General features: G+C 53.7%; 17 protein-coding genes. 9 read left to right on the forward strand and 8 right to left on the reverse strand.

The genetic code is table 11. The features are described 5' to 3' along the window. Positions 1–2: 2 nt before the first annotated feature. The 4 genes from dnaQ to KO492_RS08190 are packed head-to-tail and all read right to left on the reverse strand — an operon-like array spanning position 3 to position 2,767. Positions 3–746 carry a DNA polymerase III subunit epsilon gene (gene dnaQ, locus KO492_RS08175; protein ID WP_066600979.1) on the reverse strand — a complete coding sequence of 248 codons (744 nt, stop codon included), beginning with the start codon at positions 744–746 and terminating at the stop codon, positions 3–5. Further along, positions 739–1,338, reverse strand: a complete 600-nt coding sequence (coaE, locus tag KO492_RS08180; RefSeq protein WP_216044505.1) for a dephospho-CoA kinase — start codon at positions 1,336–1,338, stop codon at positions 739–741. Before coaE ends, dnaQ begins: the two co-directional genes overlap by 8 nt. Next, positions 1,335–2,165, reverse strand: coding sequence for a shikimate dehydrogenase (locus KO492_RS08185; protein ID WP_216044506.1), 831 nt, complete (start codon positions 2,163–2,165; stop codon positions 1,335–1,337). The genes coaE and KO492_RS08185 overlap by 4 nt, the downstream gene beginning before the upstream one ends. Beyond that, on the reverse strand, positions 2,162–2,767 hold the full coding sequence (locus KO492_RS08190) for a Maf family protein (protein ID WP_216044507.1): 606 nt from the start codon (positions 2,765–2,767) through the stop codon (positions 2,162–2,164). The genes KO492_RS08185 and KO492_RS08190 overlap by 4 nt, the downstream gene beginning before the upstream one ends. Before the next feature lie 382 nt (positions 2,768–3,149). On the opposite strand from KO492_RS08190, the gene hemJ reads away from it, so the two are divergent. The 7 genes from hemJ to KO492_RS08225 all read left to right on the forward strand — a co-directional run bounded on the left by hemJ (position 3,150) and on the right by KO492_RS08225 (position 10,527). After that, positions 3,150–3,602, forward strand: coding sequence for a protoporphyrinogen oxidase HemJ (gene hemJ / locus KO492_RS08195; protein WP_216044508.1), 453 nt, complete (start codon positions 3,150–3,152; stop codon positions 3,600–3,602). Positions 3,603–3,726: 124 nt separating this feature from the next. Further along, positions 3,727–4,998 (forward strand): transcription termination factor Rho, encoded by a 1,272-nt coding sequence (rho, locus tag KO492_RS08200; RefSeq protein ID WP_066600965.1) that lies wholly within the window; start codon positions 3,727–3,729, stop codon positions 4,996–4,998. A 28-nt stretch (positions 4,999–5,026) separates the two neighbouring features. Next, positions 5,027–6,313, forward strand: coding sequence for a tRNA uridine-5-carboxymethylaminomethyl(34) synthesis GTPase MnmE (mnmE, locus tag KO492_RS08205; protein ID WP_216044509.1), 1,287 nt, complete (start codon positions 5,027–5,029; stop codon positions 6,311–6,313). Between the two features lie 22 nt (positions 6,314–6,335). After that, positions 6,336–8,204, forward strand: coding sequence for a tRNA uridine-5-carboxymethylaminomethyl(34) synthesis enzyme MnmG (gene mnmG, locus KO492_RS08210; RefSeq protein ID WP_216044510.1), 1,869 nt, complete (start codon positions 6,336–6,338; stop codon positions 8,202–8,204). Continuing rightward, entirely contained in the window at positions 8,204–8,821 is a 618-nt protein-coding gene (gene rsmG, locus KO492_RS08215) for a 16S rRNA (guanine(527)-N(7))-methyltransferase RsmG (RefSeq protein ID WP_216044511.1), read from the forward strand. The genes mnmG and rsmG overlap by 1 nt, the downstream gene beginning before the upstream one ends. Continuing rightward, a complete protein-coding gene (locus tag KO492_RS08220; RefSeq protein ID WP_216044512.1) occupies positions 8,814–9,614 on the forward strand; it encodes a ParA family protein in 801 nt (266 codons plus the stop codon). The genes rsmG and KO492_RS08220 overlap by 8 nt, the downstream gene beginning before the upstream one ends. Position 9,615: 1 nt before the next feature. After that, positions 9,616–10,527 (forward strand): ParB/RepB/Spo0J family partition protein, encoded by a 912-nt coding sequence (locus KO492_RS08225; RefSeq protein WP_216044513.1) that lies wholly within the window; start codon positions 9,616–9,618, stop codon positions 10,525–10,527. Between the two features lie 20 nt (positions 10,528–10,547). Here KO492_RS08225 and hemW read toward each other — a convergent pair whose 3' ends face one another. The 4 genes from hemW to rph are packed head-to-tail and all read right to left on the reverse strand — an operon-like array spanning position 10,548 to position 13,421. Continuing rightward, positions 10,548–11,705, reverse strand: coding sequence for a radical SAM family heme chaperone HemW (gene hemW, locus KO492_RS08230; RefSeq protein WP_216044609.1), 1,158 nt, complete (start codon positions 11,703–11,705; stop codon positions 10,548–10,550). Further along, positions 11,705–12,091 (reverse strand): RidA family protein, encoded by a 387-nt coding sequence (locus tag KO492_RS08235; RefSeq protein WP_216044514.1) that lies wholly within the window; start codon positions 12,089–12,091, stop codon positions 11,705–11,707. The genes hemW and KO492_RS08235 overlap by 1 nt, the downstream gene beginning before the upstream one ends. Next, positions 12,088–12,708: an RdgB/HAM1 family non-canonical purine NTP pyrophosphatase gene (gene rdgB / locus KO492_RS08240; protein ID WP_216044515.1), complete on the reverse strand. Its 621-nt coding sequence runs from the start codon at positions 12,706–12,708 to the stop codon at positions 12,088–12,090. The genes KO492_RS08235 and rdgB overlap by 4 nt, the downstream gene beginning before the upstream one ends. Further along, positions 12,708–13,421, reverse strand: coding sequence for a ribonuclease PH (rph, locus tag KO492_RS08245; RefSeq protein ID WP_216044516.1), 714 nt, complete (start codon positions 13,419–13,421; stop codon positions 12,708–12,710). Before rph ends, rdgB begins: the two co-directional genes overlap by 1 nt. Positions 13,422–13,542: 121 nt before the next feature. On the opposite strand from rph, the gene hrcA reads away from it, so the two are divergent. Both hrcA and KO492_RS08255 read left to right on the forward strand, forming a co-directional pair. Continuing rightward, complete coding sequence (hrcA, locus tag KO492_RS08250; RefSeq protein ID WP_216044517.1) at positions 13,543–14,607, forward strand: heat-inducible transcriptional repressor HrcA; 1,065 nt, start codon at positions 13,543–13,545, stop codon at positions 14,605–14,607. Positions 14,608–14,617: 10 nt separating this feature from the next. Beyond that, a complete protein-coding gene (locus KO492_RS08255) occupies positions 14,618–15,199 on the forward strand; it encodes a nucleotide exchange factor GrpE (protein WP_416351223.1) in 582 nt (193 codons plus the stop codon). Positions 15,200–15,249 lie beyond the last annotated feature (50 nt).

Raw genomic sequence — 15,249 nt, forward strand, 5'->3', positions numbered from 1 at the left:
GTTCAGTCGAACTTGTTCCAAATCGGGTCGTCGCCCAGCTCTTTGATAAAAGAGGCATGGGCGGCGGCTTCTTCCTCTGTAATGCGTGGCGGAAGAGGGGTAGGGCGGCGCGTCGGGCGCCAGTTATCTTCGGCCTCCCGTGCAGCCGCATTTTTCTTTTTCTTTGAAACCGGCGCAAGCACGAGATCGGGCTGACGTCCGCCGATCAGTTCAAGATAGACTTCGGCCAGAATTTCGGAGTCGAGCAAGGCCCCGTGCAGCGTCCGCGACGAGTTGTCGATCCCGAAGCGACGACACAGCGCATCCAGAGTAGCCGGAGAGCCCGGAAACTTTTTGCGGGCAATCATCAGCGTATCAATCGCCCGTTCATAAGGAATTTCTGGCAGGCCGATCCATTTCAACTCGGCATTGAGAAATTTCATGTCAAAGCTGGCGTTGTGGATCACGAGCTTTGAATCATTGCCGATAAAATCGAGGAAATCTTGCCCGACCGCCTTGAAAAACGGTTTATCCGAGAGAATGACTTCTCCCTCTTTCGGCGGGCGCGGGGGTTGCAACAGATCCGGCCCGATCCCGTGGACACCAAAGGCTTCATCCGGCATGTGGCGATCCGGATGGATATATTGGTGATAGGTGCTGCCCGATGGCATGTGATTGATAAGTTCGATCGCCCCGATTTCAACGAGACGATCCCCGCTGAACGGATCAAAACCGGTGGTTTCTGTATCGAGCACGATTTCACGCATCGGCGATTTGCCTCCTCAGGGTTGCGACTATGTTTTGCACCTGAGATTTGGCAGCTTCAAGGCTTGTTGTTTCAATCACGAAATCAGCGCGGGCACGTTTTTCGGCATCCGGCACCTGTTTGGCAAGAATCGTCTCGAAATGCGCCTCTGTCATTCCCGCACGGGCCAAAACACGTTTTCTTTGGGTTTCTGCATCGACGGAGACAACGACCACAGCATCGACGGAGCGCTCTGCCCCTGTTTCGAAAAGCAGGGGAATATCAACAAGGACGATCTCCGCATCCGTGGTTTCTATGAATTTCTTCCGATCCTGGGATACCAGAGGGTGAACGATTTCCTCGATTTTCCTTAACGCTGCGGGCGTTTCGGAAATGATCTCTTTGAGCCGGTCTTTCGACACTTTTCCGGAACGCACAGCATCGGGAAACGCCTCTGCCATCGGCGCAACTGCAGCGCCGCCAAGGTCATAGAGCCGCGCCACAGCCGCATCTGCGTCCCAAACGGGGATACCCGCCTCGGCAAACATCTTTGCCGTGGTACTTTTTCCCATGCCGATAGAGCCGGTAAGGCCGATGATGAAAGGCTTTTTCATGTGGAAAGAATAAACTGGCGAGTGGCGTCATCGACTTCGGGACGTTTGCCAAACCACCGCTCGAACCCTGGAGCCGCCTGATAAAGCAACATGCCCAGCCCATCGACCGTCTGGCAGCCCTTTTCCGCCGCGCGCGTGAGAAAGCTGGTTCTCAGTGGCGTGTAAACAAGATCGGTTACCACGGCGTCAGCCTCCAGATGATCAAAGGAGATTTTCAACTCCGGCTGTCCATGCATACCAAGCGACGTCGTGTTCACAACCGTACGCGCACCTTTGAGCATATCTCCCGCATGAACCCATTCAACAACGGATATTTTCGCGCCAAATTCGTCCTTGAGCGCATCTGCGCGGGCGCGTGTCCGGTTGGACAGACGGATTTCCGGCACCCCTACCTCCAACAAGGAGGCGATCACCGCACGCGATGCACCCCCCGCACCCAAGACTGCCGCAGGGCCGGCCTCCGGCGCCCAATCGGCATTACAGCGCAGGTTTTCCACAAACCCGAACCCATCCGTATTATCGGCGTGCAATTTCCCGTCAGACCGGAAAATCAACGTATTCGCCGCCCCGATCAAAGCCGCACGGTCGGTTACAATATCGGCCAGCCCCAGCACGGTTTCCTTATGCGGGATCGTCACATTCGCACCGACAAACCCCATTTTAGGCATCATGCGAAGGACCTCTTCCAAATCCATCTGTTCAACGTGAAGCGGAACATAATGGCCCGCAATTCCGTAGCGGTTCAACCAATAGCCATGAAGAAGCGGCGATTTACTATGAGCAATCGGCGCACCGATCACCCCTGCCAACAAAATCTTATCACTCATGATGCAATTACCCCCCGTTCGGAAAGATAGGCCAAAAGCGGCAACAAGGGCAAACCCAGCACTGTAAAGTAATCGCCGTCAATCCGCGAAAACAGCCGCACGCCTTCGGATTCCAACATATAAGAGCCGACACAATGGCGTATCTGCTCCCAATTCCGCGCGAGATAGTCCTCAAGATAGGCATCGCTGAACCGGTTCATTTCAAGCCGAACCTCCCCGACATGCCGCCATTTCGGCTCTCTGTTCTCGTATATCACCGCCGCAGACAGAAGCTTGTGCCGTTCGCCGCGCATCTCTTTGAGCTGCGCCCGCGCTTCATCCACAGTTTTCGGTTTCGAGAGAAGCCGCCCCTTGAAAGACAAGGTCTGGTCGCAGCCGATCACCATTGCATCAAGATTTTTCAAAGACACCTTGCGCGCTTTGCCCTCGGCCAAGGCATCGGCAATGTCCCGAGGCGATGCACCTTCGCCAAGAAGAGCATCTTTTACAGATTCTTCATCAATTCGACCGATACTGACATCAAAGGAAACGCCCGCATTGCGCAAAAGCGTCTGCCGGATCTCCGATCCCGACGCCAGAATGAGTTTTTCAGAGGTGTTCATAGATCTGTTGAAAACTCCTGTGTGAACCAGAGGACCAAAGGGCCTGTTTCTCGCTTCATACCGTTGCGGGGGATAAACAGGAAGTTCTGATGATCTTCCAAGGCATCTTATCACTGGGGGTAAGAGAATCTGCCTGTGGGCGGAAAAGCCGTCTTCTCCCGAATTCTGTAAGTTTCATCCTCTATACCAGATACTCAAACATTTGTTATGTAAATGAAAATCTGAATTATCCAGAGATGTGGATAAGAAGTAAGAAGTTTTTAACAACATGCAAAACTCTGTGTAAAACTCATTAATCCAGATTATCCACAGGCCCTACTAAATCATCATCCTTTTCTTTTTCTTTTATTATTTTATTTAGGAGGAAACGAAGGGACACGAAATGAGTGACATTCTCGCGAGTATTTATCCTTGGACCAAATCCATGCATGTCATTTCCGTCATTGCATGGATGGCCGGTATTTTCTATTTGCCCCGCCTCTATGTGCGTCACACTGAAAGCGTCACTGCAGGATCGGAAACTGACCTTCTCTTTCAGGACATGGAAAAAAAACTGCTGAAGATGATTATGAATCCGGCCATGATCTCAAGCTGGATCTTCGGTCTCTGTCTGGTCTTTACGCCAGGCATCGTCGACTGGAGCGCCGGTTGGTCGTGGATCAAGGCCGGAAGTGTGCTTGGAATGACGTGGTTTCATATGTGGTGCGCAGCGCGGAGAAAGGATTTTGTTAGCGGAACAAATACGCGCACAGGGCGTCACTACCGCATGATGAACGAGCTTCCGACGCTTTTGATGATTTTCATCGTTGTGATGATTATTGCCAAGCCATTCTGAGAAAGATTGACTTAATCCCGTTCTGTTTCTATCAATGCGCAAACCCTAGCCGTCCGGCCAAGGGATTCTCCGATATGACTTGACTGAAAGACCCGCGTAAAACGCCGGTCCATATGGATTTTTTATGAGCGACAACACTCTGAACCTGGCTGATCTTAAAGCCAAGAGCCCCAAAGACCTTCTGGCAATGGCAGAAGAGCTGGAAATCGAAAACGCCTCGACCATGCGTAAAGGCGAGATGATGTTTTCGATTCTCAAGGAACGCGCCGAGGATGAATGGATCATTTCCGGCGATGGCGTTCTTGAGGTGCTTCAGGACGGATTCGGGTTCCTGCGCTCTCCCGAGGCCAACTATCTTCCGGGCCCTGACGATATTTACGTTTCTCCCGAGGTCATTCGCCAGCATGGTCTGCGCACCGGTGACACGGTTGAGGGGGTGATGCAGGCGCCGGACGAGAACGAGCGCTATTTTGCGATTACCAAAGTCACCTTGATCAACTTTGAGGCGCCCGAGAAGGCCCGCCACAAGATCAACTTTGACAACCTGACGCCGCTTTATCCCGATGAACGGTTGAAAATGGAGATCGAAGATCCCACGATCAAGGATCGTTCTGCGCGGATCATTGACCTCGTATCTCCGATCGGGAAAGGCCAGCGGGCCTTGATCGTCGCACCGCCGCGGACGGGTAAAACCGTTCTGCTGCAAAACATCGCCAATTCAATCGAGACGAACCATCCGGAGTGCTACCTCATCGTTCTGCTGATCGATGAGCGCCCCGAAGAGGTGACGGACATGCAGCGGAGCGTGAAAGGGGAGGTTGTGTCCTCAACCTTTGACGAACCGGCACAACGCCACGTTGCCGTCTCCGAAATGGTCATTGAGAAGGCAAAGCGTCTGGTTGAGCACAAGCGTGACGTCGTCATCCTGCTCGACTCCATCACCCGCCTTGGTCGTGCCTTCAACACGGTTGTCCCGTCCTCTGGTAAGGTTCTGACCGGTGGTGTGGATGCCAACGCGCTGCAACGCCCCAAGCGTTTCTTCGGTGCCGCACGGAACATCGAGGAAGGCGGCTCCCTGACCATTATCGCCACGGCCCTGATCGACACGGGTTCGCGGATGGACGAGGTCATCTTTGAGGAATTCAAAGGGACGGGTAACTCGGAAATCGTTCTGGATCGCAAGGTCGCTGACAAACGCGTCTTCCCGGCTATGGACATCCTCAAATCCGGCACGCGGAAAGAAGAGCTTCTGGTGGATTCCAAAGACCTTCAGAAAACCTATGTGCTGCGCCGTATTCTGAACCCGATGGGCACCACAGATGCGATCGAATTCCTGATTTCCAAGTTGAAACAGACCAAATCCAACGCTGAATTCTTCGACTCGATGAACGCTTAATATTAAAGGATATCAATAGGTTAAGCCTATGGATACGATATATGCCTTGGCAACGGCCCGCGGTAAGGCGGGCGTCGCAGTGGTCCGGATTTCCGGGCCGCTTGCGTTTTTGGCCGTTGAAAAACTGGCAGGAGATGTGCCGTCTCCGCGCCGGACAGCGTTGCGCGTTTTAAAGAATTCCGAGGGAATAGTTCTCGACGAAGCCTTGGTTATTTGTTTTGAAAAAGGCGCGTCTTTTACCGGAGAAGAAAGCGCGGAGCTTCAGCTTCATGGTTCTGTCGCCATCATCAATGCTGTGCTCCAATCTCTCTCGGAGATAGAGGGACTGCGCCTTGCAGAAGCGGGGGAATTTACCCGTCGCGCTTTGGAAAATGAACGTCTGGATCTGGCGCAGGTCGAAGGTCTTGCTGATCTCATCGAAGCGGAAACAGAGGCGCAACGGCGTCAGGCGCTAAAGGTGTTTTCCGGCGCGCTTGGGGATAAGGCGGAGCGCTGGCGTTCATCTTTGTTGCGGGCTGCGGCATTGATCGAAGCGACCATCGATTTTGCCGATGAAGAAGTTCCCACAGACGTTTCACCGGAAGTCCTTGATCTGATCTCTCGAACGATGACGGAACTGGAGGAGGAAATCGCCGGCTCGAAAATGGCTGAACGGATTCGCGATGGTTTTGAAGTCGCGATTGTCGGGCCGCCGAATGCAGGAAAGTCTACACTCCTCAATGCGCTTGCAGGGCGGGAGGCGGCGATCACGTCCGAATTTGCCGGAACAACCCGCGACATTATCGAGGTCCGAATGGACTTGAAGGGCTTGCCAGTCACGCTCCTCGATACGGCGGGGCTGCGCGAGACATCTGATGTGGTTGAGGCAATCGGCATCGACCGCGCGCGCAACCGCGCTGCACAGGCCGACCTGCGTGTGATTCTTCTTCCTTCAGAGGGGGCGGACCCGGAAATGCCGCCGCAAGAGGGTGATCTTGTTCTGGTCGGTAAAGATGATCAGGGAGCGCTGTCCAACTCTGTTTCCGGAAAAACCGGTCACGGAATTGACGCGATGGTTTCCCATATTGCGCTAACGCTCTCCGAACGCGCTTCCGATGCGTCAACAGCAATTCGTGAACGGCACCGTATTGCAATTCAGGACGCACTGGTCTCTATGGAATCAGCGCGAAATGAGGTATTGATTGGCGCAGATCGTGCGGAGCTCGCTGCCGAAGAGTTGCGGCGCGCGGTCTATGCGCTGAATTGCCTTGTCGGGCGGATTGATGTCGAGAACATTCTCGGGGAAATCTTCTCCAGTTTTTGCATCGGTAAATGAATAAACGCGAGGAGTGTTTCACGTGAAACATACCGACTTCGATGTTGTCGTCGTAGGTGGCGGCCATGCTGGTTGTGACGCTGCGGCTGCGTCTGCGAGAGCAGGGGCACAAACCGCTCTTGTCACGCTGAAGAAATCCGGTATCGGGGTTATGTCCTGTAATCCGGCGATTGGAGGTCTTGGAAAAGGCCACCTCGTGCGCGAAATCGATGCGTTGGACGGCGTTATGGGTCGGATCGCGGATAAGGCAGGAATTCAGTTCCGTCTTTTGAACCGTCGCAAGGGACCGGCTGTCCAAGGTCCGCGCGCCCAAGCAGATCGCGCGATCTATCGCACAGAGATGCTTTCTGAATTGGAAGCAACAGAAAATCTCACCATCATCGAAGCCGAGGTTTCTGATTTAATTCTTACAGGGGAAACTGTGAGTGGTGTTGTGCTCGGTGATGGGTCTAGAATCAATGCCAAGGCTGTTGTCCTGACGACAGGAACATTTTTGAACGGCCTAATTCATATCGGCGAAGAAAAGCACGCCGGCGGTCGGATGGGCGATAAACCTTCCATCGCGCTAGCTGAACGTCTCTATGGTTTGAATCTGCCGATGGGTCGGCTGAAAACAGGCACTCCGCCGCGCCTGAACGGCAAGACGATTGCTTGGGATATTCTGGAAGAACAAGCGGGTGATGAAGACCCCGTTGTGTTTTCCTTTATGAACCGTCAACCATTCGCGCGTCAGGTGTCCTGCGGGATTACACATACAAATGAGAAAACCCATGACATAATTCGCGAAAATCTATCGCGTTCTGCGATGTATGGCGGGCATATCGATGGGGTAGGACCTCGCTATTGCCCATCAATAGAAGATAAAATCGTGCGTTTTGCCGACAAGACATCGCATCAGATTTTTCTCGAACCGGAAGGGCTGACTGACGACACGGTTTATCCGAACGGAATTTCGACTTCTTTGCCTGTTGATGTGCAGGAGGCCTATGTCCGCTCCATTCGTGGTCTTGAGAATGTTGAAATTCTTCAACCAGGTTATGCAATTGAATATGACTATGTCGATCCGCGTGCTCTTCGCCTTACTTTGGAACTGCGCGATGTTCCGGGACTATTTCTTGCCGGACAGATCAATGGCACAACGGGTTACGAAGAGGCAGCAGCACAAGGTCTTGTGGCAGGGCTTAATGCTGCGCGTAGATCTATGGGGCAGGACGAGGCCACATTTACCCGTTCCGAGAGCTACATCGGCGTAATGATTGATGATCTTGTTACGCGCGGTGTGAGCGAACCTTACCGGATGTTTACCTCGCGCGCCGAATTCCGCTTGTCTCTACGCGCGGATAACGCGGATCAGCGCCTTACCCCTATGGGGATTGAACTTGGGGTTGTGAACGAAGACCGAAAGGTTTCGTTTACGCAAAAAATGGAAGAGCTTGAGAAAGGCCGCGAGATTCTCGAGAGCGAAAGCTATACGCCGAGAGAACTTAAAGCAGCCGGCGTTGCAGTCAGTTCCGACGGGTCTCGTCGCACAGCATATCAGGTTCTTGCTTTCCCGAATGTCACCTTCGATCATATTTCGGCATTGAATCCGAACGTGGCGCAGATTTCGCCTGAGGTTCAAGTGCAACTGGCGCGGGATGCTCTCTACGCGAATTACATCGAACGCCAGAAGCGCGATGTTGAAGCGATGAAGCGTGATGAAACGCAGTTGATCCCTGATGACTTTGATTATTCCGCTCTGAGCGGGCTTTCCAATGAGTTGCGGACTAAACTTAGCCACACACGCCCGCAGACGATTGCGCAAGCGGGACGGGTAGAGGGCATGACGCCAGCGGCAGTAACGCTGATATTGGCGCGCCTGAAACAGAACCAAAGAGCAAAGGCGTCCTGATGTCTTCGGAAAAATTGGCCGGTCTGAATGTTTCACGTGAAACATTGGACCGTTTGGAAGCCTATCGGCTGCTTCTTAAAAAGTGGAATCCCGCGATTAACCTCGTCGCCAAATCGACGATAGAAATGGCGTGGGAACGTCATTTTGTAGATTCCGCTCAGGTGTTTCGCTATGCGCCGCAAGGAATGTCCAAGTGGTGTGACCTCGGAAGCGGGGGAGGGTTCCCCGGTCTGGTTTGTGCAACTCTGGCGAAGGAGGAATCTCCGGATATAGTCTTTACAATGGTTGAATCCGACCAGCGCAAAGCCACGTTCCTTCGCACCGTTGTTCGGGAACTGGATTTGAACGCTAATGTGATCTCCAAACGGATTGAAGATATTGAACCGCTTCAAACAGATATAGTAACCGCAAGAGCATTGGCGCCGCTTCCCAAGCTTTTGGATTATGCAGAACGGCATCTGGTGAAGACCGGCCGCGGTATTTTCCTTAAAGGAACGTCTTTTCGCGATGAACTAAGCAAATCGCTTGAAACCTGGCGTTTCAACCACGAAGAATATGCGAGCTTAACGGATTCTGAATCCGTCATCCTACTGATTGGAGATATTGAGCGTGTCTGACATTTCCCGTCCAAATGGCCCGAAAATCATTGCCGTGGCGAACCAGAAAGGCGGGGTCGGGAAGACGACAACCGCAATCAATCTCGCTGCCGCTCTTGTTAAAAACGGTTGCCGCGTTCTTGTTGTTGATCTCGATCCGCAGGGCAACGCTTCAACCGGACTAGGTATTGAAACCGAAAGCCGTGGTTATACGACTTATGACCTCATTCTCGGAGACGCCGATCTCCATGAGGTCATTCAGACGACCGAGTTTGAAAATCTTTGGATTTCGCCTGCGACGGTTGATCTGAGTTCGGCAGATATCGAGATGGTTGCCAATGAAAAAAGGAGCTTTCTTTTGCATGACGCCCTGCGGCAGCACGCGATTGATGACTTCAATTTCGATTTCATCCTGATCGATTGCCCGCCGTCCCTGAGTCTTCTGACGGTAAACGCGATGGTTGCTGCTGAATCCGTTCTTGTTCCGCTCCAGAGTGAGTTTTTCGCACTGGAGGGGCTTTCCCAGTTGATGCTGACGGTGCGCGAAGTGCGGCAAACCGCCAATTCGAAATTGCGCATCGAAGGTGTTGTGCTCACCATGTATGATCAGCGGAACAATTTGTCGCGGCAGGTTGAGCAGGACGCGCGAGACAACCTTGGAGATCTTGTGTTTAAGACCGTAATTCCGCGCAATGTGCGGATTAGTGAGGCTCCTTCTTTTGCTTTGCCCGTTTTGGATTATGATCCTATGTCCAAGGGCAGTTTGGCCTATCAGGCTCTGGCGAAAGAAGTGATCGCAAAAAAAGGACGATAAAATGGCGAATCCGAGCAAACCAAAAAATAGAGGTCTTGGGCGGGGCTTGTCTGCTTTAATGGCAGATGTTGCTCCCGAGACGTCCGGTGAAAATACATCGACGGATGAACCGCGTCGCGCTGATATGATGGTTCCGATTGAACAAATTGTCCCGAATCCTGACCAGCCGCGCCGGACATTTGATCAATCCGCTCTCGATGAACTGGCCGATTCAATTCGTGAAAAGGGTGTGATTCAGCCTTTGATTGTCCGAGAAAGCCCTCGGAAAGCCGGCGAATATGAAATCGTCGCAGGGGAGCGCCGCTGGCGTGCATCCCAGATTGCGCGTTTGCATGAGCTTCCGGTTCTAATCCGTGAATATTCGGACACAGAAGTCCTTGAAGTCGCGATTATCGAGAACATTCAACGCTCCGACCTCAACGCCATCGAAGAGGCGGCAGGGTATCAGCAGTTGATGGAGCGTTTCGGCCATACGCAGGAAAAACTTTCCGATGCGCTTGGCAAGAGCCGTAGCCATATCGCCAACCTCATGCGCTTGCTCAATCTGCCTGATGATGTGAAAGACCTCGTCGTGACAGGGCAACTGTCTGCCGGACATGCGCGTGCGTTGATTACCGCTGAAAACCCGTCCGAACTTGCTCAAAAGGTTATTCAGGGCGGGCTGTCTGTCCGTCAAACGGAGAAGCTGGCGAAGGCTGAAAAGACCCAAACACAGCCTAAAACATCCAGAAAAAGCAAATCTGCGGAAAAAGATGCGGACACGCGGGCGCTTGAGTCCGATCTCAGCGCAGCCATCCGGATGAAGGTGAGCATCAACCACACAGAGGGCACGGAAAAGGGCGTTGTCTCGATCTCTTACGAGTCTCTGGATGAGCTGGATGCTCTGTGCGGCATCCTTTCACGCGGCGCGTAACCTGTTTCCCGTGAAACAGCTTAGTTATCCGGGATCAATTCCCGGATAATGGCATTTAACACCGGTCTGCCTTTCCCGGTTATGGAAAGGCGGCCGCTTTCGGTAGAAATAAACCCGTCTTCTATCAAGTATTTGTTTTTAAACGTAAATTCATTTCCCAAGAGCGAAGACAGGCGGTTCAGATCGATACCTTCTGTGATGCGTAGACCCATCATCAGATATTCTACAGCTTGATCATAGCCGCTCAATACCTCTCGCGGGTTTTCGCCGTGGCCTTTTTCTGTGACGGATTGAAGCCAGCTTGTCGGGGCAAGCGGTGTATCTATCGCATATTTCTTGCCATCCAATGTCAGGCGGCCATGCGCTCCCGGACCTATGCCGACATAATCCCCATAGCGCCAGTAAATCAGGTTGTGCCGGCTTTCGGAGCCTTCTCGGGCATGATTGGAGACTTCATAGGCGGGCATACCGGCCTTTTCACATTCGTCTTGTGTGACAAAATACATATCCGCCGCACTGTCATCGGATGGCAGATCACGCAACTGGCCACGGTTGTAGCGATCGCCAAAGGCCGTGCCTTGTTCGATGGTGAGCTGATAGAGCGACAGATGATCGATCGCCATGGAAAGCGCTTCACGAAGTTCGCTGCGCCATGCGTCGATTGTTTGCCCTTGTCGTGCATAGATCAGGTCAAAACTCACCCGATCAAAGGTGCTGCGCGCAATATCAAAGGCCTTTTGCGCCTCAGCAACGGAATGCAACCGCCCGAGACGTTTGAGATCCTCGTCCTTGAGCGATTGAATTCCCATAGAGATACGGTTCACACCCGCGTCCCGATAGCCTTGAAACCGACCGGATTCGACAGAAGTCGGGTTGGCTTCCAAGGTGATTTCGACATCATTGGACAATGTCCAACAGTCTCTAACCTTGCTCAAAATAGAATTTACAAGCTCCGGATCCATGAGCGACGGGGTGCCACCGCCGAAAAACACCGTGTTCAGGACGCGTCCCGATGTTTCCCGTGAAACGCGCTCGATCTCGGAAAGGTAGGCGCGTTCCCAATCTGATTGGTCGATTGTCGCGGCCACATGGGAATTGAAATCACAATAGGGACATTTCGACTGGCAAAACGGCCAATGAATGTAGAGGCCAAAGCCGCCGTTTTGCCAATCTTCCATCATTCGCCCCGAAACGCCGTGACTTCGATCTCGATTTTCATCTCTGGCTTGATGAGATCGGCGACCACCATCGTTGCGGCGGGGCGAATGTCGGATAGAAACTCGCCCAAAGCCGGAACAACGTCATCCACCAGAGTGGCGTCCTTGATCGTATATTGCACGCGCACAGCGTCGGAGAGGGAAAAACCTTCGCCTTCCAGCACAGCGGAAATCGTCTTGAAACAATTCCGCGCCTGATCTGCGACGCTCTCCGGCATGGTCATTGTGGTGTAATCATAACCCGTGGTGCCGGAGACAAAACACCAGTCCCCCTGAACAACCGCACGGGAATAGCCCATGACTTTCTCGAAGTCGGAGCCAGAGGAGACCAGTTTGCGGGTGCTCATTTTGCGAGATCCTTGAAAGGGCCGGACACCAGTTGACGGAAAGCGTCCGTGCGATGGCTTATGGCCTGTTTGCGCTCGGGGTCCATTTCTCCGAACGTCTCTGTTTCACCGTCAGGCAGGAAAATCGGGTCGAAACCGAACCCGTGTTCACCGCGCATGGGCCAGACGATGCGGCCTTCGATAGTGCCTTCAAAGATCTCGTCATGTCCATCAGGCCATGCCAGACAAAGCGTGGCACAGAAACGGGCGGTGCGGGGTTCCGGCGCGTTCTTTTCTTCCAGCAGGTCCCAGACCTTTTTCATTGCCATCGGAAAATCGCGGCCATTCGGGGTCTCCGCCCAATCGGCGGTATATACACCAGGGGCACCATCGAGCGCATCAATCATGATACCGCTGTCATCGGAAAGGGCGGGCAGGCCGCTGGCTTTTGCGGCGAAATGCGCTTTGATCCGTGCGTTTCCCGCGAAAGTGTCTTCGGTCTCTTCCGGCTCTTCAAAACCGAGATCACCGGCGGAAACAACTTCGATCCCGAAAGGGGCGAGAAGCTCCGCAATTTCGCGCAGCTTGCCTTTGTTGTGGGTGGCGATCACTAGTTTGTCGCTATCGAAAGCCCGCATCACGCCACCGCTGCGTTTTGAGCCGAAACCAGCTCGGCAACGCCCTTTTCGGCCAGATCAAGAAGCTCGTTCATCTGGGCACGGGAATAGGTTGCCCCTTCGGCGCTCATTTGTGTTTCGATCATCTGACCATTGGCCAGCATGATGAAATTGCCGTCGACGCCGGCTTCGGAATCTTCGGGGTAGTCGAGATCAAGCACGGGCTGGCCGCCATAGATGCCACAGGACACAGCCGCGACATTGGAAATCAGCGGATCGGAAGTGACCGCGCCGGACTTCAGCAATTTGTTCACAGCCAGACGCAGGGCAACCCAACCGCCGGTGATGGAAGCGCAACGGGTGCCGCCATCGGCCTGAATGACATCGCAGTCCACGGTGATCTGACGTTCGCCAAGGGCGACGCGATCCACGCCGGCGCGCAGGGAGCGACCGATCAGACGCTGGATTTCCACCGTGCGCCCACCTTGTTTGCCTTGTGTGGCTTCACGACGCATCCGCGAGGAGGTCGACCGCGGCAGCATTCCGTATTCCGCGGTGACCCAACCCTGACCGGAATTGCGCATAAACGGCGGCACGCGCTCTTCGATAGTGGCTGTACAAAGCACATGCGTATCGCCACAACGGATCAGACAAGAGCCCTCTGCGTGTTTTGTGATGCCGGTCTCGATTGAAACCGCGCGCATTTCGTCTAAATTTCTACCTGAGGGTCGCATGATATATCCTTCCGCATCTGTTGCGGCAGACATAACGAAGAGCAGCTCGGACGCGCAAGCCTCATTGACCCTCGGTCTCGATGTCTTTTAATGGCGGAGGGTCTCGGAAGACGCAGGTAGAATGACAGATCGTGTAAATCTTATCGCTGAAATGAGTGACCGTTCGCGGGAAGTGTTTCGCCGCGTGGTCGAGGGCTATCTCGATAGCGGCGGGCCTGTCGGGTCGCGCACCCTGACGCGGAGCATGAGTGAAAAGGTCTCCGCCGCCACCGTGCGCAACGTGATGCAGGATCTGGAGTATCTCGGACTTCTCGACAGCCCGCATGTCTCCGCAGGGCGCGTGCCGACACAGCTCGGGCTCCGGCTCTTTGTCGATGGCTTGCTCGAAGTCGGCACTGTGACCGATGATGTGCGCGAAAAGATGGAAGATACGATCCGTAGCGAGCAAAGCGATGTCACGGGTATGCTTGATCGTGTCGGCTCGGCCCTGTCCGGCCTGACCCACGGGGCCAGCCTTGTCCTCGCGCCAAAACACGAAGCCCCTGTAAAACATGTGGAATTCGTCAACCTCGCACCTGACCGTGCCTTGGTGGTGCTGGTCTTTGCCGATGGTCACGTCGAAAACCGGATCTTCAAACCGCCCGTCGGGCAAACCCCGTCCTCCTTGCGGGAGGCAACCAATTTTCTCAATGCGCTGGTCGAGGGCAAGACACTTGCGGAATTGCGCTCCGTCGTCGAGCGCGAAATCAAGACGCGGCGGCAGGAACTTGATAGCCTCGCGGCAAACCTGATCGAAAACGGCGCCGCCTTCTGGGAAGGTGAGGGCTCGAACTACGAACGTCTCATCGTGCGGGGGCGCTCGAATCTTTTGGAAGAAAGCACGGAAGCCGAGGAACTGGACCGGATCAGAACCCTCTTTGATGACCTCGAAAAGAAGCGCGACATCGCCGAATTTCTCGAACTGACCGAAGATGGCGAGGGTGTTCGCATTTTCATTGGCTCAGAGAACAAACTTTTCTCACTTTCGGGTTCCTCTTTGGTGGTTTCTCCATATATGAACGCTGAACGAAAAATTATCGGTGCCGTGGGCGTCATTGGACCGACTCGTCTGAATTATGGGCGGATCGTGCCGATTGTCGATTATACGGCCCAGCTTGTGGGGCGGATTCTGTCCGGCAAAGCGTGAAAGGTGAAACATGACGGATTCGAAGAAAGATATGTCCGAAGGGTTCGAAGCTAACAATGATGACGAGATGATCGACATCACCTCAGAAGAGGCGCTTGAAACGCCGGAAGATGAGGATGTTTCGGAAGAAATGGAACAGCTTCGTGCAGAGCGCGATGAATTCCGCGACCGCTTTATGCGGGCGGTGGCCGATGCGGAAAATTCGCGCAAACGGGCCGAGCGGGATCGTAAGGAAGCGGAAAACTACGGCGGCTCAAAGCTGGCCCGTGACATGTTGCCCGTCTTCGACAACATGAAACGTGCGATTGACGCGATTGCTGAAGACCAGCGCGAGGCGCAAGCCGCTCTGATCGAAGGCATCGAGCTGACCATGCGTGAATTGCTCAACACGTTCTCCAAACACGGGATTCACATCATCAATCCCGAAGTTGGCGAAACGTTTGATCCGCAAATTCACGAGGCCATGTTCGAAGCGGCCGTGCCCGATACCAAGGCGGGCGACATCATTCAGGTGATGAACGTGGGCTTCATGCTTCATGACCGGTTGTTGCGTCCGGCACAGGTTGGCGTCTCTTCGACACCGTCCAAATAAGCGCTGTGATATAAACGATCCGGAATTCAAAAGGCCCCCGCAAATGCAGG

This window comes from Celeribacter halophilus (assembly GCF_018860305.1).
GTDB classification, from domain to species: Bacteria; Pseudomonadota; Alphaproteobacteria; order Rhodobacterales; family Rhodobacteraceae; genus Celeribacter; species Celeribacter halophilus_A.